This window comes from Streptomyces echinatus (genome assembly GCF_014203595.1).
GTDB classification, from domain to species: domain Bacteria; phylum Actinomycetota; class Actinomycetes; order Streptomycetales; family Streptomycetaceae; genus Streptomyces; species Streptomyces echinatus.
On the sequence record NZ_JACHJK010000005.1, the window covers coordinates 319,751 to 341,036 of the forward strand.

The following is a 21,286-nucleotide window of genomic DNA, read 5'->3' on the forward strand; positions in this document are numbered from 1 at the left end:
GTTTCCGCCACAGCCTTCCGTCACGTCTTCCGTCACGAAGTCACGAAGTCCCGAAGTGGGTACCTCCATGTCCGAAACAGCCCTCAAGGCTCCCGGCGCCGTCGCACCGAGCGGTGACGCCAACCGCTGGAAAGCGCTCGTCTTCATCGCGCTCGCCCAGCTGATGGTCGTCCTCGACGCCACCATCGTGAACATCGCCCTGCCCGCCGCCCAGCAGGACCTGGGCATATCCGACGGCAACAAGCAGTGGGTGATCACGGCCTACGCCCTCGCCTTCGGCGGTCTGCTCCTGTTCGGCGGCCGGATCGCCGACCTGTGGGGCCGCAAGCGCACCTTCGTGCTCGGCCTGATCGGCTTCGCCGCCGCCTCCGCGCTCGGCGGCGCCGCCACCACCGGCTCGATGATGTTCGGCGCCCGCGCCCTGCAGGGTGCCTTCGGCGCCCTGCTCGCCCCGGCCGCGCTGTCCCTGCTCGCTGTGATGTTCACCAACCCCAACGAGCGCGCCAAGGCCTTCGGCATCTACGGCGCGATCGCCGGCGGTGGCGGTGCCGTCGGCCTGATCCTCGGCGGTTTCCTCACCGAGTACCTGGACTGGCGCTGGACCTTCTTCGTGAACATCCCGTTCGCCGTGGTCGCCGCGGCGGGCGCCTACTTCGTCATCCGCGAGCCGGAGGGCGGCCGTAACCGCTCCCCGCTCGACATCCCCGGCGTGATCCTGTCCACCCTCGGCCTGGTCTCCCTCGTCTACGGCTTCACCCGTGCCGAGTCCGACGGCTGGAGCGACGCCCTGACGGTCTCGATGTTCGTCGCGTCCGTGGTGCTGCTTCTCGCGTTCGTGCTGGTGGAGTCCCGGGTCAAGGCCCCGCTGCTGCCGCTGCGCGTGGTGACCGACCGCAACCGCGGCGGTATCTACCTCTCCCTCGGCCTCGCGATCATCGGCATGTTCGGCCTGTTCCTCTTCCTGACCTACTACCTCCAGGTCGTGAAGGGCTACTCACCGGTCAAGACCGGTTTCGCGTTCCTGCCGATGGTCGGCGGCATGATCACCGGCTCCACCCAGATCGGCACCCGTCTGATGACCCGGGTTCCGGCCCGGCTGCTGATGGGCCCCGGCTTCCTGGTCGCCGGCCTCGGCATGCTGCTGCTGACCCAGCTGGAGACCGACTCCTCGTACGGCGCCCTGCTGCTGCCCGCGATGCTGCTGCTCGGCCTCGGCATGGGTACGGCGTTCATGCCGGCGATGTCCCTGGCCACCCAGGGCGTCCAGCCCCGGGACGCCGGTGTCGCCTCCGCGATGGTCAACACCTCGCAGCAGGTGGGCGGCGCGATCGGCACCGCCCTGCTGAACACCATCGCCTCCTCGGCGACCACCTCGTACGTCAGGGACCACGTCGCCGGCGCCACCGCCGGGCCGCAGCAGAAGCTGGTCCAGCTGCAGGGCCTGGTGCACGGCTACACGGCGGCCATCTGGTTCGCCGTCGGCATCCTGGGACTGGCCGCGCTGATCGCCTTCACCTTCGTCAACGCCGGCCGGCCGAACACCACCACCACGGTGATCTCCGGCGAGGGCGCCGAGGACGAGGTGCCGGTGCCGGTGGTGGCCCACTGAGCGCCCGTCCGGTGATCCCCCCGGGGGTCTAGCGGAGCCAGGGCAGGTCCGCACCCGCTTCATCGGGCTGGAGGCCCTCGGCGACGATCTCCATGATCTCGCCGAGGGCCTTCTGCTGTTCCGGGCTGAGCCGCTCGAACAGCGCCTGCCGTACGGCGGTCACATGGCCGGGAGCGGTGCGCCGCAGCACCTCGAAGCCCTCGTCGGTGAGGACGGCGAACTGGCCGCGCTTGTCGGAGGGGCAGTCCTCGCGGCGCACCCAGCCGTTCTTCTCCAGCCGGGCGATCGCGTGCGAGAGCCGGGAGCGGGTGATCTTCGCCCGCATCGCCAGCTCGGTCATCCGCAGCCGGCGGCGGGGCGCCTCGGCGAGGCCGACCAGGAGGCCGTAGTAGATGTGCGGCATGCCCGCGTCACGCTGCAGCTGCCGGTCGAGGTGGTCCTCCAGCAGGGTGGTGGCGTGCAGATAGGCGCGCCAGACGCGCTGTTCCTCGTCGGTGAGCCAGCGGTGCCGTGCCGCGGAGTCCGGTGCCGTGTTCATGGAGCCCACTGTACGAGGCTGCTCCTTGAAACTTGAACAAGTGAGGGGTAGGGTTTCGTGCAAGAGCTTGAGAGTTAAAGCATCTACGTGTGTGGCCGCGCGTGCACCCGTCACCGCACCCCCGTGGCCGCATCCGTGTCTGGAGACCCCCGGGAGCCGCCGCGATGTCCGCCACCGCCCAGGAGCGCATGCCCGCCCTGTACCTCAGCCACGGCGCCCCGCCCCTCGCCGACGACCCGGTGTGGCCCGGCCAGCTCGCCGCCTGGTCGGCCGGCCTGCCCCGGCCCGAGGCGATCCTCATGGTCTCCGCCCACTGGGAGGAGGCCCCGCTCGCCCTCGGCGCGGTCGAGACCGTCCCGCTCGTGTACGACTTCTGGGGCTTCCCCGAGCGCTACTACCAGGTCCGCTACGCCGCCCCCGGCGCCCCCCGCCTGGCCGAGTCCGTCCGCAAGCTGCTGCGCGCCCCCGGCATCCCGGTCCAGGACATCCCCGACCGCGGCCTCGACCACGGCGCCTACGTGCCCCTCGTCGAGATGTACCCGGACGCCGGCATCCCCGTGCTCCAGATCTCCCTGCCCACCCTCGACCCGGTCCGCCTCATGGACATCGGCCGCAAGCTCGCCCCGCTGCGCGACGAGGGCGTGCTGATCGTCGGCTCCGGCTTCTTCACCCACAACCTCGCCGCGCTCCGGCACACCGGCGGTGGCGTCCCGAGCTGGTCCTCCGAGTTCGACGACTGGGGCCGGCGGGCCCTGGAGTCCCGCGACTGGGACGCCCTGCTCGACTTCCTGGACAAGGCCCCGGCCGGCCGCTACGCCCACCCGCGCACCGAGCACTTCGCCCCGCTCTTCGTGACCATGGGGGCGGCCGAGGCGGGCGGCGGGCTCGACGCGCAGAAGTCCGTGATCGACGGGTTCTGGATGGGGATGGCGAAGCGGTCGGTGCAGTTCGGCTGAGCGCGGGTGCCGTTCGGGTGAATCCCGGCGCGGGCCGGCCGGGTCACAGCCCCTTCTCGTACCAGGCGACGTCCCAGTAGCGGCCGAACTTGCGGCCGGCCTCGCGGTACGTGCCGACGTACCGGAAGCCGAAGCGGGCGTGGAGCCGGGTGGACGCCTCGTTGGGCTGGGCGATCCCGGCGTAGGCGCGGTGTACGTCCTCGCCCGCCAGAGCCCCGAACAGGGCGTCGTAGAGCAGCGTGCCGACCCCCCGGCGGCCGGGAGTGCCCCCTCTGCGCGAGTCCGGGGCGACGTACACCGAGGTCTCCACGGACGTCGCGTACGCCGGCTTCGGCCGGTAAGGGCTGGATGTGGCGTACCCCAGAATCTCCTGTGAGGCCGTGTCCGTGGCAACCATCAGCCGGTGCGGCCCGTCTTCCGGGTGGGAGAGCAGCCAAGGGCGGCGCTCTTCCGGAGTGAAGATCGCGGTATCGAATGTGATGGCCGTCTCACGAACGTAGTGGTTGTAGATCTCCGTGAGGGCTTCGAGATCCCTCCCGGCTCCCGCCCTGACCTGCACCTCACTACGTTCCGACGCCATCTCGCCTCCCTGTGTGGGCGAGACAGGGTACTGCATGATCAGAAAAATTGGGGGGCGGGTTGGGAATTCTGTCCGGATTCCAGTCGTTGTTTCCCACGGATGCAGGGCACTCGAGGAGAGTCCCAGAGACAGCCCCTTCAGTGCCGAGCGTTCACCAGGACCATCCGCCAGCCCACCATCGCAAGGGAGCACGCATGGCAACCCGTGCCGTCGCCCGTCGTCAGTCCGCCACCGGCGAGACGGCCGACTCGGCAAGCAGTGTTCGCGTTCATGGAGGCGAGATCGCAGACCGCGACCTGGTCGGCATGTACCTCGACGAGATCGCGCGTACGCCGCTGCTCGACGCCGCAAAGGAGGTCGAGCTGTCCCAGACCATCGAGGCGGGTGTGTTCGCGCGGCAGGTGCTCGACGGCGAGGAGGAGTCCACGACGGACGCCACCCGCGAGGAGCTCGAGGCCCTGTACGCCGCCGGTGAGCGGGCCAAGGACGTCTTCATCCGCTCCAACCTCCGCCTCGTCGTCGCGGTCGCCCGGCGGTACCCGCGCAGCGGTCTGCCCCTGCTCGACCTGATCCAGGAGGGCAACGCGGGCCTGGTGCGCGCCGTCGAGAAGTTCGACTACCGCAAGGGCTTCAAGTTCTCGACGTACGCCACCTGGTGGATCCGTCAGGCCATCACCCGCTCCATCGCCGACCAGTCCCGCACGATCCGGCTCCCCGTCCACCTGGTGGAGGAACTGGGCCGAATCCGCCGCGTCCAGCGCGAGTTCAACCGCGAGCACGGCCGCGACCCGGAGCCCGCGGAGATCGCCGCCGAGCTGGGCTCGACGCCGGAGCGCGTCATCGACGTCCTGGACTGGGCCCGCGACCCGGTCTCCCTGAACATGTCGGTGGACGACCAGGGCGAGACCCAGTTCGGCGACCTGCTGGAGGACACGTCGGCGGTGTCGCCGGAGCAGTCGGTGCTGACGCTGCTGCGCAGTGAGGAACTGGACGACCTGATCGGCCGCCTGGACCAGCGCACGGCCTCCATCATCAAGATGCGGTACGGCATCGACGACGGCCGCGAGCGCACCCTGACCGAGGTCGGCAAGGAGCACGGCCTGACCCGCGAGCGCATCCGCCAGATCGAGAAGCACGCCCTTCTCGAACTGAAGAAGCTGGCCCGCGACACCGGCTTCGACGCGGCGGCGTAAAGGACGGCGCCGGTCCCGCCGGCCGCCGGACGGAGGCACACTGCGCGACGCGCACGCCCGGTGGCGAAAGACGGCGCAAACATGCCGTAGTCCCGTCGCTTCAACCGCCGGGCCCGAGGGAAAAACCCTTCCGGGCCCGGAAGCGGGCCTCCTGGGAACCGAACCGCACTCCCCGTCAACACCCCCACACTGCACCCCCGGCCGACGGCCCCGCCGGCCGGCCCACGTGAGCCACGTCCCGACGCAATCCCCCCCCGGCGCCGGGACCTTCCAGAGTCGGGCTTCGGCGCCCATCCCCCCCGGGCGCCGGAGCCCGGCTTCTTCTTGCGGGCGAGCGGATGCCGCCACGAGTGCGCGCTCGGACACGCGCGGCCGTGGCCCCGCGCCGGGACGGAGAACTGGAGCGGCGGCCCACCCCGTACCTGAACCCCGGGGTGGACCGCCGGATGGCAGATTCTGCCACACGGGCATAGCCTGCCGGGATGAGCACCACCCCCGGCCCCGTCCACCAGCCGTTTTCCGCTTCCGCGCCGGTCTCTCTCACCGAACGCCGGAAGGCCGAGACCCGGATGGAGATCGCCCGGGCGGCGGCGGCCCTCTTCGTCCAGCAGGGTCTGCGGGCCACCCGCGCCGAGGACATCGCCCAGGCCGCGGGCATCGCACCGCGCACGTTCTACCGCTATTTCGCCACCAAGGAGGAGGCGGTCGCCCCGCTGTACGCGGCCGGCGCCCAGCGCTGGATCGAGGCGGTCCGCACGGCCCCGGCCGGCCTGTCTCTCCCGCAGTCCCTGGAACACGCCGTCCGTCACACGCTCACCCCCGGCCTCGGCGTCTCGGCCGCCTCCTGGGAATGGCTGCGCACCCTGATCCGTCTGGCCGGCACCAGCCCGGCCCTGCGCAAGGTCTGGGCCGAGGTGTGCCAGGTGTCGGAGGGGGCACTGGCGGAGATCCTCGCGGAGCGGGAGGGAGGCTCGGCCGGGCACCCGGAAGTCCGCTTCGCCGCGGCGGTGGCCGGTGCCGCCGTACGGGTGGCCGTGGAGTCCTGGGCCGCCACCACGACCCCGCCCACCGGCCCCGAAGGCCCGGCGGCCCTGGCCGTACGCAACCTGCGCGCCCTGCGGGACTTCGGGTGGTCCGGGACCACGCGCAGCCCCGGCGGCAGGGCGGAGGGCGAAGAAGGCACGACCGAGGGCGGGGAACGCGCACCCGGGAGCGGGGAGGGCACGACCGGGAGCGGGGGAGGCAGGGCCGAGGGCTGAGTGGCTGGGGCGGCGAGGTCGGGTCAGGGCGGCGAGGCCGGGCCAGGGCTGCGAGGTCGGGAGCCTCGGGCGGCGAGGGTCGGGGGTGAGGCGGCGAGGTCGGGAGCCTTGCCGCCGGGGCTCCGCATGGGCCCGCTTGAAGCGGATCGGGAGCCCACGCACCGACGGCTCCGGCGATTCCGGCCCCCGCGAGGCCGGGGCCGAACGGCCCGGGGGCCGCGGCCGCTCCGCTCAGCGGACCGCCTTGTTCAGCGGGTCGCCTTGCTCAGCGGCCCGCTCCGCTCAGCCGGCCGCTCTGCTCAGGCGGCCGCCCAGGTCCCGGACGGATTCCGCCAGTTCCCTGGGTGCGTGGACCGAGAACTCGCATCCCACCATCGCCAGCCGCACCCCCAGCCACTCCATGGGGTCGCCGGTGGTGCCGCGCAGGACGCAGCCGCCCGCGCCGTCGTCCTCGGGCTCCCCGAGCCACCTCGGCACCCGCGCGGCGACCTGCTCGGCCGACGCGGCGAACCGCACCTCGAAGGCGTACGTCTCCTGCCGCCGGTGGATCGACTGCCGCAGATACTCGGCGGCGCTTCCCGTCGGCAGCTCCCGGGGCGCGAACCGGATCCCGGTGGCGAACGGCTCGCTCACCCGGTCGACCCGGAAGGTGCGCCAGTCCGCCCGGTCGAGGTCGTACGCGACCAGGTACCAGCGCCGTCCCGTCGACACCAGCCGGTGCGGCTCGGCCAGCCGCCGGGACGCGCTGCCGTCCTTGTCCCGGTAGGCGAACCGCAGCCGCTCCTGTCCCGCCACCGTCGACGCCATCACGGTCAGTGTCTCCGGTGCGATGCTCGGCCCGTCCCCGCTGGTCAGCGCAGTGGTGGCGGCCTGCAGCGTGGACACCCGGTGGCGCAGCCGGGAGGGCAGCACCTGCTCCAGCTTGGCCAGCGCCCGCACCGACGCCTCGTCCACCCCCTCCACGGCGTGCCCGGCACCGGCCCGCAGCCCGACCGCGATCGCGACGGCCTCCTCGTCGTCCAGCACCAGCGGCGGCATCGCCTTGCCCGCGACCAGCCGGTATCCGCCGTCCGAGCCCTTGGTCGCCTGCACCGGATAGCCCAGTTCCCGCAGCCGGTCGACGTCCCGCCGCACGGTACGGCGGGAGACGCCGAGCCGGTCGGCCAGCTCACCGCCGGGCCACTCGCGGGGCGTCTGGAGGAGCGAGAGGAGCTGGAGCAGCCGGGCCGGAGTGTCGGTTGTCATGCGTACGAGAATGCCGCACCACTAGGACACGATCTGACCTAATGGGCCTCTAGTCTCCTCTCATGACTCCGAACGACCGCAACGCCGCCCAGGGGGGCGGGACCTCGTCCGCGACCGGCTCCGCCGCGGACCGCGACCAGCGGCAGCCGATGGACAGCCGGACCACCGCGGACACCGCCGCCCACGCCGAACCGGCCCCCGACCGGGCCCGCTGGCTGGCCCTGGCCATCGTGATGACCGCGGCCTTCATGGACCTGGTGGACGTCACGATCGTCAACATCGCGATTCCGTCCATCGAGCGGACCGCCCACGCCTCGGTCAGCCAGATCCAGTGGATAACCGCCGGCTACGCCCTCGCCTTCGCCGCCGGTCTGATCACCGGTGGCCGGCTCGGTGACATCCACGGCCGCAAGCGGCTGTTCCTCATCGGTATCGGCGGTTTCACCCTCGCCTCCGCGCTCTGCGGTTTCGCCGCCAACCCGGAGATGCTGGTCGCCTCCCGCATCCTGCAGGGCGGCATGGCCGCGCTGATGGTGCCGCAGGTGCTGTCGATCGTGCACGCCACCTTCCCGGCCCATGAACGCGGCAAGGTGTTCGGCCTGTTCGGCGCGATCGTGGGTCTCGGCGCGGTCTCCGGCCCGCTGCTCGGCGCACTGCTGACGGAGTGGAACCTGTTCGGCCTCGAATGGCGCCCCATCTTCCTCATCAACCTCCCTGTCGGCGTCCTGGCGTGGGTGCTGGGCCGCCGCTTCATCACCGAGTCGAAGGCCCCCAGGGCGCTGAAGCTGGACCTCGTCGGTGTCGCCCTGGTCTCGCTGGGCCTGCTGATGCTGCTCTACCCGCTCACCCGGGGACGCGAGCTGGGCTGGCCGCTGTGGGGACACCTCTGCATGGCCGGTGCGCTGGTCGTCTTCGCGGCGCTGGTGTCGTACGAGAAACGGAAGGCCGCCAGGGACGGTTCCCCGCTCGTCGAACTGTCCCTCTTCCGGGTGAAGAGCTTCGCCGCCGGCATCGCCGTACAGACCGTCTTCGGTGTCGCGCTCGGCATCTTCTTCCTGGTCTGGACGTTGTACATGCAGATCGGCCTGGGCTGGAGCCCGCTGCGGGCCGGGCTGACCGGGGTGCCGTTCTCGATCGCGGTGTCCGTGGCGGCCGGGCTGTCGGTGCAGCAGCTGGTTCCGCGGTTCGGCCGGAAGGTGCTCCAGGCGGGCGCGCTGGTGATGGGCGTCGGTGTGCTGCTCTACCTGTGGGAGGCGCACCGCTACGGCCTCGCCATCGCCTCCTGGCAGATGGCCCTGCCGCTGGTCGTGATGGGTCTCGGCATGGGGCTGATCGTCGCCCCGCTCACCGACGCGGTGCTCTCGGAGGTGCCGCGCGAGCACGCCGGTTCCGCGTCCGGGCTGATCAACACCGTGCAGCAGATGGGCAACGCGCTCGGTCTGGGTCTGGTGTCGGTGGTCTTCTTCGGGCAGATCGGTGACCGGCTGACCCTGGCGCAGGTCGGACCGGCCTTCGTCCACGCCTTCCAGCACGCGCTGTGGTACGTCGCCGGGATCATGGGCGTGATCTTCCTGCTGATGTCGGCCCTGCCGAAGCGTCCGGCGCAGCACGTGGAGGGCGCCGCGCCGGAGGCTCCGGCGGCGGAGAAGGAGCCGGCTCTGGTGCACTGACCAGGAATGACGTCGAGCCCGGCACCGGACGGTGCCGGGCTCGACGTCGTTTCGGCACGCCTGCCAGGCCCGCGGTCCGGTCGGGCATCGGGAGTCCGTTCATGCCCGGGGTGTGCCTGAATCTGTTTACTTCGCGGAAAACCGGGCGTAGCCTTCCCTTGAAACCACACGTTCGGGCGTCCCCCGGAAGCATTCGGGCATCCGGGGCGACGGGACCGACTGGCAGCAGGCGGAGGCGACGGACATGTACGCACCGGAACGGCAGCAGGAGATCCTCCGGCTCGCCCGTGACGGCGGCCGGGTGGACGTGCTGTCGCTGGCCGAGGAGTTCCAGGTCACTGCGGAAACGATTCGCCGCGATCTGAAGGCCCTCGATCGCGCCGGGCTCGTCCGCCGGGTGCACGGCGGTGCCATTCCGGCCGGCCGCCTCGACTTCGAGCCGGATCTCGCCGAACGCGAGTCCACCGCCGCCGACGAGAAGGACCGTATCGCCAAGGCGGCCCTCGCCGAACTGCCGGCCGAGGGCACGATGGTCCTCGACGCCGGTACGACGGTGGCCCGCCTCGCCGCCGCCATCCCGCTGGAGGCGTCCCTCACCGTCGTCACGCACAGCCTGCCCATCGCCGCCCGTCTCGCCGACCACCCGGGCATCCAGCTCCACCTGGTCGGGGGGCGCGTACGGCATCGCACGCGCGCTGCCGTGGACGCCTGGGCGCTCCGCGCGTACGGCGAGATCCGCGCCGACGTCCTCTTCGTCGCGGCCAACGGCTTCTCCGCCGAGCACGGTCTGACCACCCCCGACCTCGCCGAGGCCGCGGTCAAGCGGGCCGCGGTCGCCGCCGCCCGCCGGGTGGTGCTGCTGGCGGACTCCGCCAAGCACGGGCAGGAGCACTTCGCCCGCTTCGGCGACCTGGGCGACGTGGACCTGCTGATCACCGACAGCGGGCTGAACCCGGACGACGCCGCAGCCATCGAGCGCGGCGGCACGGAAGTGATACGCGCATGATCCTCACCGTCACCCCCAACCCGTCCCTCGACCGCACCTACGAGGTGCCTGCCCTGGAGCGCGGCGAGGTCGTCCGTGCCACCGGCGAGCGTGTGGACCCCGGCGGCAAGGGCGTCAACGTCTCGCGCGCCGTCGCCGCCGCCGGCCGGCGCACGGTCGCCGTCCTGCCCCTGGGCGGAGCACCGGGGGCGCTCGTCGCCGATCTGCTCGACACGTACGGCATCGAGGTCGCGCCGGTCCGGGTGGCCGGCGCCACCCGCTCCAACATCGCGCTCGCGGAGTCCGACGGGGTGCTCACGAAGATCAACGCGCCGGGACCGGAACTCTCCGCGGAGGAACAGGAACGGCTCCTGGACACGGTGCGGGAGCAGTCGCGCGACGCCGACTGGATCGCGTGCTGCGGCAGCCTGCCCCGCGGGCTCGCGCCCTCGTGGTACGCCGATGTCGTCACGCGGGCGCACGCCATGGGTGCGCGGATCGCGCTGGACACCTCGGGGCAGGCGCTCCTGGAGGCGCTGCGCGCCCGGCCCGACGTGGTGAAGCCGAACGCGGAGGAGCTCGCGGAAGCCGTCGCGCGCCCCCTGATGACCGTGGGCGACGCGCTCAAGGCGGCCGAGGAGGTGCGCGCGATGGGCGCACACGCCGTACTCGCGAGCCTGGGCGCCGACGGCCAGCTCCTGGTGTCGGACACCGGCGCGTGGTTCGGCAGCGCGCGCGTGTCCGAGGTCCGCAGCAACGTCGGTGCCGGCGACGCCTCCCTGGCCGGTTTCCTCATCGCCGGCGGCACCGGTCCGGAGGCCCTCGCCTCCGCCGTCGCCCACGGCGCCGCCGCCGTCCGGCTCCCCGGCAGCGTGATGCCGGCCCCCGCCGATCTGAACCCCGCGGCGGTGACCGTCACGAGGTACATCCCCGTCGACCGCGAACTGACGGAGCCGACGCCATGACGGCCCGCCCGGCGCCCGGCACGACCGCCCCGCTCGTCATCCGGAACGTCCCCGCTCCGGCCGGCCGTCCCGGGCCGGGCGCCCGCCCGGCCACCACGTCCGCCGTCCGTAACGCCCCCTCCCCGGCCCACCGTTCCTCGCGGACCCGGCCGGCCTTCCCCGCCCCGGCCGCCACCCGGCACACGACGGCCCCGCTCCGCCGTCCCCGCCACGGCACCGCGCCGGCCGCCGTCCGCCCCACCGCTCCCCACAACACCCCCGTCCCCACCTCCGCCCACCGCACCCCCCGGGCGATACGCGTGCAGAGGAGCCCGCGATGAGCGACATGATCACCGCGGACCTGGTCGACCTCGACCTGTCCGCCGACACCAAGGAAGCGGCGGCCCGTGCCCTCGCCGAGCGCATGGTGGCCGAGGGCCGGGTGACCGACCTGGACGGCTTCCTCGCCGACGTGGCCGCCCGTGAGGCACAGATGCCGACCGGCCTCGACGGCGGCATCGGCATCCCGCACTGCCGCAGCGCCCATGTCACCGAGCCCAGCCTCGCCTTCGGCCGCAGCGCCGCCGGCATCGACTTCGGCGCCTCGGACGGCCCGGCCGACCTGATCTTCCTGATCGCGGCACCGGCCGGCGCCGACGACGCCCACCTCACGATCCTCTCCTCCCTCGCCCGTCAGCTGATGAACGCCGAGTTCACCTCCGCGCTGCGGGCGGTGGGCGACGCGGGGACGGCGGCGGCGCTGATCCGGGGCGAGGAGACGCCCTCCGGCCTGGGGGCCGGGAGTGCGGCGGCGGACACCGGGAGCAGCGGCGCGGGCACCGCCCCGGACACCGCAGACGCGCCGGAAAACGCCGGCACGGCCTCGGACGCCGGCACCGCCCCGGCCGCCGAGGGCTCCCCGGACGCCGGGGGCTCCTCCGAAGACACCGCTGCGGCGCCGGTGGCGGCCTCCGCCGGCGCCGCGGCGGGCAGCACGGCGCGCACGCCGGACGTGAGCGCCGGGGCCGCGGGTGCCGAGGAGGCCGATGCCGAGGACGCGGGTGCCGAGGGTGTGCGGGCCGCGGGCGCGGCCGCCCGGGGCACCGGCGCGCGCCCCTTCCGTATCGTTGCCGTCACGTCCTGCCCGACCGGCATCGCCCACACCTACATGGCGGCCGAGTCCCTGGAGAACGCGGGCCGCGAGGCGGGCGTCGAGCTGGTCGTCGAGACACAGGGCTCGGCCGGCTTCACCCGGCTGGACCCGGCGGTGATCGCGGCGGCGGACGGCGTGATCTTCGCGCACGACGTCGCCGTACGCGACAAGAACCGCTTCGCCGGCAAGCCGACCGTCGACGTGGGCGTGAAGGCGGGCATCAACCGCCCCGCCGAACTCGTCGCCGAGGTCCGCGAGAAGGCGGCGCGCGGCGAGGTGAGCGCCCCGGCGCACGCGTCGGCCGGCACGCCGGTGGAGCGCGCGGGCGACTCCACCGAGGGCTACGGCACCAAGCTCCGCAAGTGGCTGATGTCCGGCGTCAGCTACATGGTTCCGTTCGTCGCCGCCGGCGGTCTCCTCATCGCCCTGGGCTTCGCGATCGGCGGCTGGCAGGTCAACAAGGCACCGTCGGTCATGGACCACTTCGTGTGGACGGGGGCCGACAGCTGGGGCGCCCTGCTCTTCCAGATCGGCGGCGTCGCCTTCAAGTTCCTCGTCCCGGTCCTGGCCGGCTACATCGCGTACGGCATGGCCGACCGCCCCGGTCTCGTCCCCGGCTTCGTGGGCGGCGCGATCGCCCTGGACATCAACGCCGGCTTCCTCGGCGGCCTGGCGGCCGGCCTGATCGCCGGTGGCGTGGTGATGGCGATCCAGAAGGCGAGGATCCCCGCGCCGCTGCGCGGCATCATGCCCGTGGTGGTGATCCCGCTGATCTCCTCGGCGATCGTCGGCTTCCTGATGTTCGTCGTGATCGGCAAACCCATCGCCTCCGCCCAGAAGGGCCTCACCGACTGGCTCGGCGGCCTCACCGGCGCCAACGCCGTCCTGCTGGGCGCCCTGCTCGGCCTGATGATGTGCTTCGACCTCGGCGGCCCGGTCAACAAGGTCGCCTACACCTTCGCCACCGCCGGCATCGCCGTCGCCGACCCCAGCGACTCCGCCATGAAGATCATGGCCGCGGTGATGGCGGCCGGCATGGTCCCGCCGCTGGCGATGGCCCTGGCCACGACCGTGCGCGGCAGGCTGTTCACCCCGGCCGAGCGCGAGAACGGCAAGGCCGCCTGGGTCCTGGGCGCGTCCTTCATCTCCGAGGGCGCGATCCCGTTCGCGGCGGCCGACCCGCTGCGGGTCATCCCGTCCTCCATGGTGGGCGGCGCGCTCACCGGCGCCCTGTCGATGTCCTTCGGCGCCACCCTGCGCGCCCCGCACGGCGGCATCTTCGTGGTCCCGCTGATCGGCAACCCGTTCCTCTACCTGGTGGCCGTCGCGGCCGGCGTCTGCGTCACCACGGCCTTGGTGGTGCTCCTCAAGGGGATGCGCGGGCGATCACCCCGGGCCACGGCCGCCGGCCCCGCCGGTACGGCCGCGTCCCGGCAGGAGGAGAAGCAGCCGGTGGTGGCCTGAGCCCCCCGACGCCGGCCGCCGGCCGCCCGGCGCATCCTTGTCCCTTTAGTTCGCTGTGAGTTGTTCACGGCACCTGCGAGATACGTCACGGTCCGGGGCCAAAGTCCCGGACCGTGGTGTGTACTGGGGCGCATGCCTGAGCATGTCTCGACTCTCCAGTGGACCGGCGCGGTCGTCCTCACCCTGGCCGGCGTGGCCTGGGCGTACGGCGTCCTGCGTCTGCTGCGCCGCTTCCGGGCCGAGGCGTACAGAGAGCTCCCGGCCGCCAGGCTCCCGGTCCTCCCGCCCCAGCGGCAGGCCGGCCCCGCGCTGGAGAAGGTGGAGCTGACCCCCGCCGAACAGGACGCCTTCGCCGGACTGATACGGCAGCTCGGCACCCACTGACCGGCGAGGGCCCCGCACCTCCGCCTCGCGGCGCGGGCGCTATCCCTGACGCGTCGCGCGCCGTTCCATCGCGTCCCGGGCCGCGTCCTCCGACATGTACACCTCGCACATGTGCCGTCCGTCGGGCGTCGCGGTGTGCTCGACCTCCCACAGGGAGATCTCGCCGTCGTCCGGCAGCAGGAAGGCGTGCTCGTACAGCGCGTAGCTCAGCCCCGTGCGTCCGGCCCGGCCGGGGCGGCCGAACGCCTGGGTGATCTCGTGCGCGGTGGCCGTCGCCAGCAGCGCCGCCGTCTCCGCGCCGGGGCGGTCGGGGTTCTCCGCACGGCGCAGGAGCCGGCGCGCGTGGTCCGCGGAGTCACCGGAGGAGAACACGGGCCGGGGCTCGGGCACCGCCCACAGCCGCATCAGCGAGGGCAGCTCGAAGTCCTGGGTGTCGGGGAGGAGGCCGAGCCGCGCCGTGGCGGTCTGCAGCTCCTCCTCGTCCACGTACACCTCGTGTTCCGGTGGGCTGCCCGGCGCGGGGTTGCGCACGAGCTCCCACAGCGTGACCGCCGAGCCGTCGGCCAGCAGCCAGGTGTGCCGGTACGTCTCCCGGTGAAGTCCCGCACTGTGGTAGGCGGAGTGCAGCGAACTGTCGTGGGCCAGCGCGCAGTCCAGCTGCCTTATCACTTCGTCGGGCAGCTCGAAGGAGTTCAGGGCACGGCCGAGGAGTCGCGCGAGATGCTCCTCCGGAGACTCGGGCGACTCGGCTGGTTCGTACGCTGCGGTCTCGTACGGAACGCTCAAGGCATCTCCCGGCGTTGCTGCATGTCACCTTGTGGGTGCATACCGTAGCCCCTCGGTCGGACATCATGTCCGGGAACCGAGAAAACGTACGCCGGGAAAACGCGCGGGCCGCGCGAGAAGTTCCCGCGCGGCCCGTCGGGCTGTCAGAAACCGCCGGTCAGGAGGCGCTTGTCGCGGTCCAGGCGCTCCACGGCATGTTCCACCCGTTGAGGCCGTTGTCGGGCGAGACGGTGCTGTCGGGGGAGTTCTTCACGACCACGACGTCCCCGATGAGCGAGTTGTCGTAGAACCACTTGGCCGACGTGTCGCCCTCGGCCCCCTGCACGTCCGCGAGGCCGACACAGCCGTGGCTGGTGCCCTCCCGGCCGAACGGCGGGTTGCCCTGGTTGTACCAGTAGTTTCCGTGGATGAACGTCCCGGACGACGTCAGCCGCATCGCGTGCGGAACGTCCGCGATGTCGTACTCCCCGCCGAAGCCGACCGTCGAGCCGTTCATGCGGGTCTGCACGAACTTCTCCGAGATCACCATCTGCCCGTTGTACGTGGTGTGCTGCGGGCTGCCCGCCGAGATCGGCACCGACTTGAGGGTCTTGCCGTCCCGGACGACCGTCATGGTCTGCGTGTTGACGTCGACCGTGGAGACCTGCGACCGCCCGACGGTGAAGGAGACCGTCTTCTTCTGCACCCCGTAGGCGCCCTTCGCGCCCTCGACCCCGTCGAGGTCGATGTTCATCGTGACCTTGGAGCCGGCCTTCCAGTAGTCCTGCGGCCGGAAGTCCAGCCTCCGGTCACCGAACCAGTGCCCGACGACCTGCTGGCCGCTGCTGGAGTTGACCGTGATGTGCGACTGCACGGCCTTCTTGTCGGTGATCGACTTGTCGAAGGTGAAGGACACCGGCATGCCCACCCCGACCGTCGTGCCGCTGTCCGGCGTGTAGGTGCCGATGAAGCTGTTCGACGAGGTGACGGTGGTGAAGATGGCATTGGCCGCCGCCGTACGCCCGTCGGAGTCCTTCGCGGTCGCGGCTATCTGGTACTTCGTGCCCCGCTCCAGCTGCTCCTTCGGCTTCCAGGTGCTGCCGTCCGCCGATATCGCGCCGGGCACGGCCTGCCCCGACCCCGACACGGTCATCTTCACCTCGGTCAGCTTCCCGTCGCTGACCTTCACCCCGGTGGCGTTGATGGACGCTCCGGTGGAACCGTCCTTGGCCGAGATCGCTATCTTCGCCGTCGACGTCTTCGGGGAGTTCTTGCCGCCCTTGCCGTCGTCGTTGTTCGCGTTGGCGCTGCCGCCGCAGGCGGTCAGGGTGAGGGCGCCGACCATCAGGGCGGCACAGGCCCCGAGTGCGCGCCGCGCTGCAATGTCCGGCGTTGTCACGGGCTGCTCCAGGTTCATGTGGTGTGGGTGATCCGTTCCGCTGCGTGAAGAGAGAGGGCGCGGACGCCGGGCGAGGTTCCCTCGGAATCCGATGAACGCCATCACGTGACAGAACCGCGACAATCCACATCCGTCAGCCCCCGGCCCCACCCCTTCCCGAACCCCGTGCGGACACGGCGCCGTTGGCCGCCGCGCCCACGCTCAGCTCCCGCCGTACAGCTCTTCGTACGACGGCCACGTCCCGCCCGGCCCGTCGGCCGGTTCCGCGGCGCGTACGGCCCGGACGATCGCGCGCGTCACCAGGTCCGCGCCGGCGGCCAGGATGTCGTTGAGCGCCAAGGGGTGCGTATCGAGCGGGCGGGTGCCGGTCGCCAGCGCGAAGACCGTGTCCCCGTCGTGCAGCAGGTGCACCGGCCGGACCGCGCGCGCGATGCCGTCGTGCGTCGTGCCCGCCAGCTTCTGCGCCTGGGCCTTGGAGAGGCCGGCGTCCGTCGCGACCACCGCCAGCGTGGTGTTGAGCGGCGGCGGGGTGTTCGCGGCGGCGGTCTCGTCGAGGCGCCGGCGCGCGGCCTCGTGCACGCGCTCCTGCGGGTACTCCACCCGCCCCCGCAGCAACTCCCCGTACAGCGCCCCCGTGTCGGGGTCCGTCGCCGCCCCCGCGGCGTTCGCGACCACCAGCGCCGCGACCGTGATGCCCGAGTCGAGCACCGTGCTCGCGGTGCCCACCCCGCCCTTGAGGCGCCCGACGACGGCCCCCGTGCCGGCGCCGACGCACCCCTCCGGCACCGGCGCTCCCGGCGCCGCCGCCGCGGCGGCCTCCACCGCGGCCCGTCCCGTCGCCGCGTCCGGACGCGCGCGGAAGTTCCCGCCGCGCCCCAGGTCGAAGACGCACGCGGCGGGCACCACCGGTACGACGTGCGCCGGGTCCGGCCCCACCGGCACGCCACGCCCGTGCTCCTCCAGCCAGGCCATCACCCCGGACGCCGCGTCGAGCCCGTACGCGCTGCCTCCGGTCAGCACGACCGCGTCGATCCGCTGCACGACGTTGCGCGGGTCGAGCGCGTCGGTCTCCTTGGTGCCGGGGCCGCCGCCGCGTACGTCCACGGCGGCGACGGCGCCGCCCTCGGGCGCGAGCACGACCGTGGTGCCGGTGAGCCAGCCGTCGCCGCGGCGCGTGGCGTGTCCCACCCGCAGCCCGGCGACATCCGTCAGTGCGTCAGCTGTCATGGACGCCAGTCTGGCCCAGCCCGGCGCCTGCCTTGACGGACTCAGCCGGCCGGGGCCGTGGCGCTGGCCTCGCGCTCCCGGCCGGCCATGCGTGCCGTCAGCATCACCCCGACCACCACCGCGCCCGAGGCCACGAGCCCCGCCGCGAGCACCGCCCAGTCGCCCAGGAAGGTGCAGCAGATCACCAGCAGGGCGGCGACCGGCAGCACCAGCTGCTGGGCGAGGCCCACCTTGAAATGTCGCGAGTGCAGGAACCACACGGTCAGCAGGTACAGCGCCGTCGGCAGGGTGACGGCGGCCGAGGCGGACAGGGTGGAGATGTGCGCCGTGTCGACCGCCTGTTCCACGGCGACCTCCAGCCCGGCGCCGATCGCCGCCGCCGAGGCGAAGACCAGATAGTGGCCGTAGCCCCAGATGAACGCCCGCCCGCTGCTGCGCAGGTGGCCGTGGATGGGCACCACGAAGTAGATCCACCACGCGGAGAAGACGATGAGCAGCCCGCCCGCCGCGATGGGCAGCAGCTCGGCCAGCGCGTTGTGCTCGTCCACCGCCGACTTCACGGCGACGGTGGCCGCGGCGATGGTCTCGCCGAGCACGATGATGGTGAACAGGCCGTAGCGTTCGGCGATGTGGTGCGGGTGCCAGGAGGTCTCGTGGTTCTTCTCGGCGTAGAGCGGCACGCACAGTTCCGCGAGGACCATCACGAGGAACACCCAGAGCCGTGCGGGCTCGGGCAGCAGCACCAGACCCAGCCAGCCCACCTGGCACAGCAGCACGCCGTACACGTACCGCAGTGCCGTGGTTCTCTCCGCGCCCGTGGCCGATCGCGCGGCTCTGAGCCACTGCGCGGCCAGGGCCAGCCGCATGATCACATAGCCGAGCAGGACCAGCAGGAAGTCATGGTCCGTGAAGGCGCGGGAGATACCGGCGGCCAGGACCAGGACGCCCGCGATCTGCACCAGGGTGACGATCCGGTAGAGCGCGTCGTCGTTGTCGTACGCCGAGGCGAACCAGCTGAAGTTCATCCAGGCCCACCAGATGGCGAAGAAGACCATCGCGTAGTTGAGGATGCCTTCGCCGGCGTGTCCTTCCGCGACCGCGTGCACCAGTTGCACGCCCGCCTGCGCGACCGCCACGACGAAGCACAGATCGAAGAAGAGCTCCAGCGGGGACGCGACGCGGTGCGCCTCGTCGCGTCCGCGCGCGGTGAGCCGTCGCAGGGGGCCTGAGGGCTGCGGCGCGCCCGAAGGGGCGGGCGCCTGACCGGAACTCGACGTCATGGTTCCCAGCACAGCAGAAAACCGCCGTGAAATCTTGTGAACGGATTCACAAAGGCTCGGAGGATGCCCGTAGCGCGTCCGCCCAGGTCGGACGGCCGTTCCTCCGCCGGCGCCGGGGGCCGCCCGCCCGTCCGCGGGACAGCGGGCCGGCGCCGGGGACGAGGACCGCGCCGGGCCGTCGCGGCGCGAGCCGTACCCTGGGGGCATGAGCACCGCCCCCGCACCCGAGCCGCGCGCCCCGAAGCCCGCGCTGGTCTTCGACGACCCGCTGGACCAGCAGACCTCGGACGACACCGACCGAGGGTGGGGCGAGCGCACGGACGGCGACAGCGCCGCCGACCTGAAGCGCTTCCTCGACGAGAAGCCGCCCCACCACATCTGACCCGTCCGCGGGAGCGCCGCTAGCGCTTGTCGGGCCCGGGGCCGCGCTGCGCGACCAGCGCGTCGCGGATCTCCTTGAGCACCTCCAGCTCGGTCACCTCGATGACCTCCCTGGTGCCCTCCCGCGCCGCCTTGCGGGCCGTCTGCCGGGCCAGGTACTTGGACATCGGCAGGACCATCAGGAAGTACACCACCGCCGCGGTGATCACGAAGGTGAGTGTGGCACCCAGGACGGATCCCCACAGGATCGGTACACCGCTCTTGACCGTGCCGTCCGGGGCCACCTTGCACGGGGCCTCCAGGCACGAGCTGTAGTTGTCGAGGTTCTGCGTGCCGATCGCTCCGACCAGCGGGTTGATGATCCCCTTCACCACCGAGTTGACGATGTTCGTGAAGGCCGCGCCGATGACGACCGCAACTGCCAGATCGACGACGTTTCCGCGCATCAGGAAGGCCCTGAAGCCCTGCCAGACGTTCGCTTCCTTCTTCGCGCTCACCTAGGGGACTCTCCTCGTGTGCACAGGGGGTGGAACGAAACGCTCCGCAACCTACGGCACGGTGCGGCCACCGTGTCCAGTCCGGTGGCGCGACCGAGGCGACCGACGACAATGCGCCAGGAGTGCGCGCGGCCCGGTTCAGCACAGCGTCACCGCCAGGCGTGCGACGGCGCTCGCGCCGACCAGCCGTGCCGCCGTGGCCCGCGGCGCCGACAGCACGACCAGCGCCCCGCTGCCGGCCGCGCCGTCCAGCGGCTCCGGCACCTCCGTCACCCGCACCCCGCGCGCGAGCACCCGGGCGCCGTCGCCGGTGGACGGGTCCTGGGCCGCGATGACGTCGACGCGGTCACCGGGCCGGAGCAGCCGCGTCGTGGCTGCGTCGGCGATCCGCACCGGCGCCGCCACCAGGTCCACCGCCGCGGTCCGCCGCACGGGTTTGGTGACCCGGTGCCCCGGGGGCCGCACCGTGCCGTGCGGTTCCGCCCCGATCCCGGGCCCCGCGGCCACGAGCGCCGCCGCGGTCACCGCGAGACCGGCCGCGACGGCCCACCCGCGGCGCCGGACGAGCCGCTGCAGCCGGTACCGCCCGCCGCGCACCCGCACCGGACCGAACGCGGGCACCTCCCGGGTCGCCGGGGCGTCCGTGCCCAGCGGACGCGGCAGGCGCAGGGGAGGCGGGAACGGAGAGCGGGCAACGGGCGGGCGCGGGGGAGGAGAGAGTGAGGAGGGGGTCGGGGCCGACGAGGACGAAGGCATGGGGATCACCGCCTGCGACGAGGATTTCGGCTTGCGCTGCCACGATGAGGCCTCGCGCCGGATCCCGCCGGAGCCGGTGGATCACCGACGGATTGTGGACAACTCGCTCACCCGACCGGGAGATTCCGCCCGGGCGCCGGGTTGCGCTACGGCAGCCGGAACCCCGGATCCATCCCGCCGAGCGCGCCCACGCACAGGCAGTCCCGCCCCGCGGTCTCCGGCAGCGCCGCCACCGCGTCGAACAGCACGCCGCGCAGCCGGTCCACATTGGCCGCGAAGACCCGCAGCACCTCGTCGTGCGAGACGCCCTCGCCGGTCTCGGCGCCCGCGTCGAGGTCGGTGACCAGGGTCAGCGACGAGTAGCACAGCTCCAGCTCCCGGGCGAGCGCCGCCTCCGGGTGGCCGGTCATACCCACCACCGACCAGCCCTGCGCCTGGTGCCACAACGATTCGGCACGCGTCGAGAAGCGCGGGCCCTCGACCACCACCAGCGTGCCGCCGTCCACCGGTTCCCAGTCCCGTCCGCGGGCCGCCTTCAGCGCGGCGGCCCGTCCGGTGGGGCAGTAGGGGTCGGCCATGGACACGTGCACGACGTTCGGCACGGTGCCGTCGGGCAGCGGCAGCCCGTCGAAGTACGTCTGCGCCCTGGACTTCGTGCGGTCCACCAGCTGGTCCGGCACGAGCAGGGTGCCCGGGCCGTACTCGGGGCGCAGCCCGCCCACCGCGCACGGACCCAGAACCTGCCGCACCCCGACCGAGCGCAGGGCCCACAGGTTGGCGCGGTAGTTGATGCGGTGCGGCGGCAGATGGTGGCCTCGGCCGTGCCGGGGCAGGAAGGCGACCCGCCGGCCGGCGACCTCGCCGAGGAAGAGGGAGTCGCTGGGCGCCCCGTACGGGGTGTCCACCTGGACCTCGGTCACGTCGTCGAGGAAGGAGTAGAAACCCGAGCCGCCGATTACGCCGATCTCTGCGTTCGCCATGACCAGCACACTAGCGGCCCA

The 21,286-nt window shown here is 72.5% G+C and carries 21 protein-coding genes; 11 read left to right on the plus strand and 10 right to left on the minus strand.

What is annotated here, in order from left to right:
• Nucleotides 1-67 precede the first annotated feature (67 nt).
• Entirely contained in the window at nucleotides 68-1,609 is a 1,542-nt protein-coding gene (locus FHS34_RS16715; RefSeq protein WP_184965929.1) for an MFS transporter, read from the plus strand.
• 28 nt (nucleotides 1,610-1,637) lie between these two features.
• On the opposite strand, the gene FHS34_RS16720 is transcribed toward FHS34_RS16715, so the two are convergent.
• Nucleotides 1,638-2,147 (minus strand): MarR family winged helix-turn-helix transcriptional regulator, encoded by a 510-nt coding sequence (locus FHS34_RS16720; protein ID WP_184965931.1) that lies wholly within the window; start codon nucleotides 2,145-2,147, stop codon nucleotides 1,638-1,640.
• Nucleotides 2,148-2,311: 164 nt separating this feature from the next.
• Between FHS34_RS16720 and FHS34_RS16725 the strand changes: the two genes are divergently transcribed.
• Nucleotides 2,312-3,103 (plus strand): dioxygenase family protein, encoded by a 792-nt coding sequence (locus FHS34_RS16725; RefSeq protein ID WP_184965933.1) that lies wholly within the window; start codon nucleotides 2,312-2,314, stop codon nucleotides 3,101-3,103.
• Nucleotides 3,104-3,146: 43 nt separating this feature from the next.
• On the opposite strand, the gene FHS34_RS16730 is transcribed toward FHS34_RS16725, so the two are convergent.
• On the minus strand, nucleotides 3,147-3,683 hold the full coding sequence (locus tag FHS34_RS16730) for a GNAT family N-acetyltransferase (protein ID WP_184965935.1): 537 nt from the start codon (nucleotides 3,681-3,683) through the stop codon (nucleotides 3,147-3,149).
• A gap of 194 nt (nucleotides 3,684-3,877) precedes the next feature.
• On the opposite strand from FHS34_RS16730, the gene FHS34_RS16735 reads away from it, so the two are divergent.
• Both FHS34_RS16735 and FHS34_RS16740 read left to right on the plus strand, forming a co-directional pair.
• Entirely contained in the window at nucleotides 3,878-4,876 is a 999-nt protein-coding gene (locus tag FHS34_RS16735) for a sigma-70 family RNA polymerase sigma factor (protein ID WP_184965937.1), read from the plus strand.
• A 482-nt stretch (nucleotides 4,877-5,358) separates the two neighbouring features.
• Nucleotides 5,359-6,135 carry a TetR/AcrR family transcriptional regulator gene (locus FHS34_RS16740; protein ID WP_184965939.1) on the plus strand — a complete coding sequence of 259 codons (777 nt, stop codon included), beginning with the start codon at nucleotides 5,359-5,361 and terminating at the stop codon, nucleotides 6,133-6,135.
• Between the two features lie 282 nt (nucleotides 6,136-6,417).
• Here FHS34_RS16740 and FHS34_RS16745 read toward each other — a convergent pair whose 3' ends face one another.
• Entirely contained in the window at nucleotides 6,418-7,380 is a 963-nt protein-coding gene (locus tag FHS34_RS16745; RefSeq protein ID WP_184965941.1) for a helix-turn-helix transcriptional regulator, read from the minus strand.
• A 149-nt stretch (nucleotides 7,381-7,529) separates the two neighbouring features.
• On the opposite strand from FHS34_RS16745, the gene FHS34_RS16750 reads away from it, so the two are divergent.
• The 6 genes from FHS34_RS16750 to FHS34_RS16775 all read left to right on the plus strand — a co-directional run bounded on the left by FHS34_RS16750 (nucleotide 7,530) and on the right by FHS34_RS16775 (nucleotide 13,980).
• A complete protein-coding gene (locus FHS34_RS16750; RefSeq protein ID WP_184966360.1) occupies nucleotides 7,530-9,050 on the plus strand; it encodes an MFS transporter in 1,521 nt (506 codons plus the stop codon).
• Between the two features lie 244 nt (nucleotides 9,051-9,294).
• Nucleotides 9,295-10,056, plus strand: a complete 762-nt coding sequence (locus FHS34_RS16755; protein ID WP_184965943.1) for a DeoR/GlpR family DNA-binding transcription regulator — start codon at nucleotides 9,295-9,297, stop codon at nucleotides 10,054-10,056.
• Entirely contained in the window at nucleotides 10,053-11,000 is a 948-nt protein-coding gene (pfkB, locus tag FHS34_RS16760) for a 1-phosphofructokinase (protein WP_184965945.1), read from the plus strand. Before FHS34_RS16755 ends, pfkB begins: the two co-directional genes overlap by 4 nt.
• Nucleotides 10,997-11,320: a hypothetical protein gene (locus FHS34_RS16765; RefSeq protein WP_184965947.1), complete on the plus strand. Its 324-nt coding sequence runs from the start codon at nucleotides 10,997-10,999 to the stop codon at nucleotides 11,318-11,320. The genes pfkB and FHS34_RS16765 overlap by 4 nt, the downstream gene beginning before the upstream one ends.
• A complete protein-coding gene (locus FHS34_RS16770) occupies nucleotides 11,317-13,596 on the plus strand; it encodes a PTS fructose transporter subunit IIABC (RefSeq protein WP_184965949.1) in 2,280 nt (759 codons plus the stop codon). Before FHS34_RS16765 ends, FHS34_RS16770 begins: the two co-directional genes overlap by 4 nt.
• A gap of 132 nt (nucleotides 13,597-13,728) precedes the next feature.
• The gene (locus FHS34_RS16775) at nucleotides 13,729-13,980 is read left to right on the plus strand and encodes a hypothetical protein (RefSeq protein WP_184965951.1); all 252 of its coding nucleotides are present in this window, start codon (nucleotides 13,729-13,731) and stop codon (nucleotides 13,978-13,980) included.
• Nucleotides 13,981-14,019: 39 nt separating this feature from the next.
• On the opposite strand, the gene FHS34_RS16780 is transcribed toward FHS34_RS16775, so the two are convergent.
• From FHS34_RS16780 to FHS34_RS16795, 4 genes are all read right to left on the minus strand, one after another.
• Nucleotides 14,020-14,766: a DUF6227 family protein gene (locus tag FHS34_RS16780; protein WP_184965953.1), complete on the minus strand. Its 747-nt coding sequence runs from the start codon at nucleotides 14,764-14,766 to the stop codon at nucleotides 14,020-14,022.
• 157 nt (nucleotides 14,767-14,923) lie between these two features.
• The gene (locus FHS34_RS16785; protein WP_184965955.1) at nucleotides 14,924-16,144 is read right to left on the minus strand and encodes a L,D-transpeptidase; all 1,221 of its coding nucleotides are present in this window, start codon (nucleotides 16,142-16,144) and stop codon (nucleotides 14,924-14,926) included.
• Nucleotides 16,145-16,345: 201 nt separating this feature from the next.
• Nucleotides 16,346-17,371: a P1 family peptidase gene (locus tag FHS34_RS16790; RefSeq protein WP_184965957.1), complete on the minus strand. Its 1,026-nt coding sequence runs from the start codon at nucleotides 17,369-17,371 to the stop codon at nucleotides 16,346-16,348.
• Nucleotides 17,372-17,412: 41 nt separating this feature from the next.
• A complete protein-coding gene (locus FHS34_RS16795; RefSeq protein ID WP_184965959.1) occupies nucleotides 17,413-18,651 on the minus strand; it encodes a low temperature requirement protein A in 1,239 nt (412 codons plus the stop codon).
• Between the two features lie 205 nt (nucleotides 18,652-18,856).
• On the opposite strand from FHS34_RS16795, the gene FHS34_RS16800 reads away from it, so the two are divergent.
• Nucleotides 18,857-19,033, plus strand: coding sequence for a hypothetical protein (locus FHS34_RS16800; RefSeq protein WP_184965961.1), 177 nt, complete (start codon nucleotides 18,857-18,859; stop codon nucleotides 19,031-19,033).
• Nucleotides 19,034-19,052: 19 nt separating this feature from the next.
• On the opposite strand, the gene mscL is transcribed toward FHS34_RS16800, so the two are convergent.
• From mscL to FHS34_RS16815, 3 genes are all read right to left on the minus strand, one after another.
• Complete coding sequence (mscL, locus tag FHS34_RS16805; protein WP_184965963.1) at nucleotides 19,053-19,529, minus strand: large conductance mechanosensitive channel protein MscL; 477 nt, start codon at nucleotides 19,527-19,529, stop codon at nucleotides 19,053-19,055.
• 138 nt (nucleotides 19,530-19,667) lie between these two features.
• Entirely contained in the window at nucleotides 19,668-20,285 is a 618-nt protein-coding gene (locus tag FHS34_RS16810; RefSeq protein ID WP_225817490.1) for a CpaB family protein, read from the minus strand.
• 146 nt (nucleotides 20,286-20,431) lie between these two features.
• Entirely contained in the window at nucleotides 20,432-21,265 is an 834-nt protein-coding gene (locus FHS34_RS16815) for an S-methyl-5'-thioadenosine phosphorylase (RefSeq protein ID WP_184965965.1), read from the minus strand.
• Nucleotides 21,266-21,286: the final 21 nt, after the last annotated feature.

Coding starts and splice junctions, on each gene's coding strand:
- FHS34_RS16790 (WP_184965957.1), bottom strand. CDS start 17,371: ATGACAGCTGACGCACTGACGGATGTCGCCGGGCTGCGGGTGGGACAC.
- FHS34_RS16770 (WP_184965949.1), top strand. CDS start 11,317: ATGAGCGACATGATCACCGCGGACCTGGTCGACCTCGACCTGTCCGCC.
- pfkB (WP_184965945.1), top strand. CDS start 10,053: ATGATCCTCACCGTCACCCCCAACCCGTCCCTCGACCGCACCTACGAG.
- FHS34_RS16750 (WP_184966360.1), top strand. CDS start 7,530: ATGGACAGCCGGACCACCGCGGACACCGCCGCCCACGCCGAACCGGCC.
- FHS34_RS16740 (WP_184965939.1), top strand. CDS start 5,359: ATGAGCACCACCCCCGGCCCCGTCCACCAGCCGTTTTCCGCTTCCGCG.
- FHS34_RS16755 (WP_184965943.1), top strand. CDS start 9,295: ATGTACGCACCGGAACGGCAGCAGGAGATCCTCCGGCTCGCCCGTGAC.
- FHS34_RS16725 (WP_184965933.1), top strand. CDS start 2,312: ATGTCCGCCACCGCCCAGGAGCGCATGCCCGCCCTGTACCTCAGCCAC.
- FHS34_RS16715 (WP_184965929.1), top strand. CDS start 68: ATGTCCGAAACAGCCCTCAAGGCTCCCGGCGCCGTCGCACCGAGCGGT.
- FHS34_RS16735 (WP_184965937.1), top strand. CDS start 3,878: ATGGCAACCCGTGCCGTCGCCCGTCGTCAGTCCGCCACCGGCGAGACG.
- FHS34_RS16720 (WP_184965931.1), bottom strand. CDS start 2,147: ATGAACACGGCACCGGACTCCGCGGCACGGCACCGCTGGCTCACCGAC.
- FHS34_RS16730 (WP_184965935.1), bottom strand. CDS start 3,683: ATGGCGTCGGAACGTAGTGAGGTGCAGGTCAGGGCGGGAGCCGGGAGG.
- FHS34_RS16745 (WP_184965941.1), bottom strand. CDS start 7,380: ATGACAACCGACACTCCGGCCCGGCTGCTCCAGCTCCTCTCGCTCCTC.
- FHS34_RS16775 (WP_184965951.1), top strand. CDS start 13,729: ATGCCTGAGCATGTCTCGACTCTCCAGTGGACCGGCGCGGTCGTCCTC.
- FHS34_RS16765 (WP_184965947.1), top strand. CDS start 10,997: ATGACGGCCCGCCCGGCGCCCGGCACGACCGCCCCGCTCGTCATCCGG.
- FHS34_RS16795 (WP_184965959.1), bottom strand. CDS start 18,651: ATGACGTCGAGTTCCGGTCAGGCGCCCGCCCCTTCGGGCGCGCCGCAG.
- FHS34_RS16815 (WP_184965965.1), bottom strand. CDS start 21,265: ATGGCGAACGCAGAGATCGGCGTAATCGGCGGCTCGGGTTTCTACTCC.
- FHS34_RS16810 (WP_225817490.1), bottom strand. CDS start 20,285: ATGCCTTCGTCCTCGTCGGCCCCGACCCCCTCCTCACTCTCTCCTCCC.
- FHS34_RS16800 (WP_184965961.1), top strand. CDS start 18,857: ATGAGCACCGCCCCCGCACCCGAGCCGCGCGCCCCGAAGCCCGCGCTG.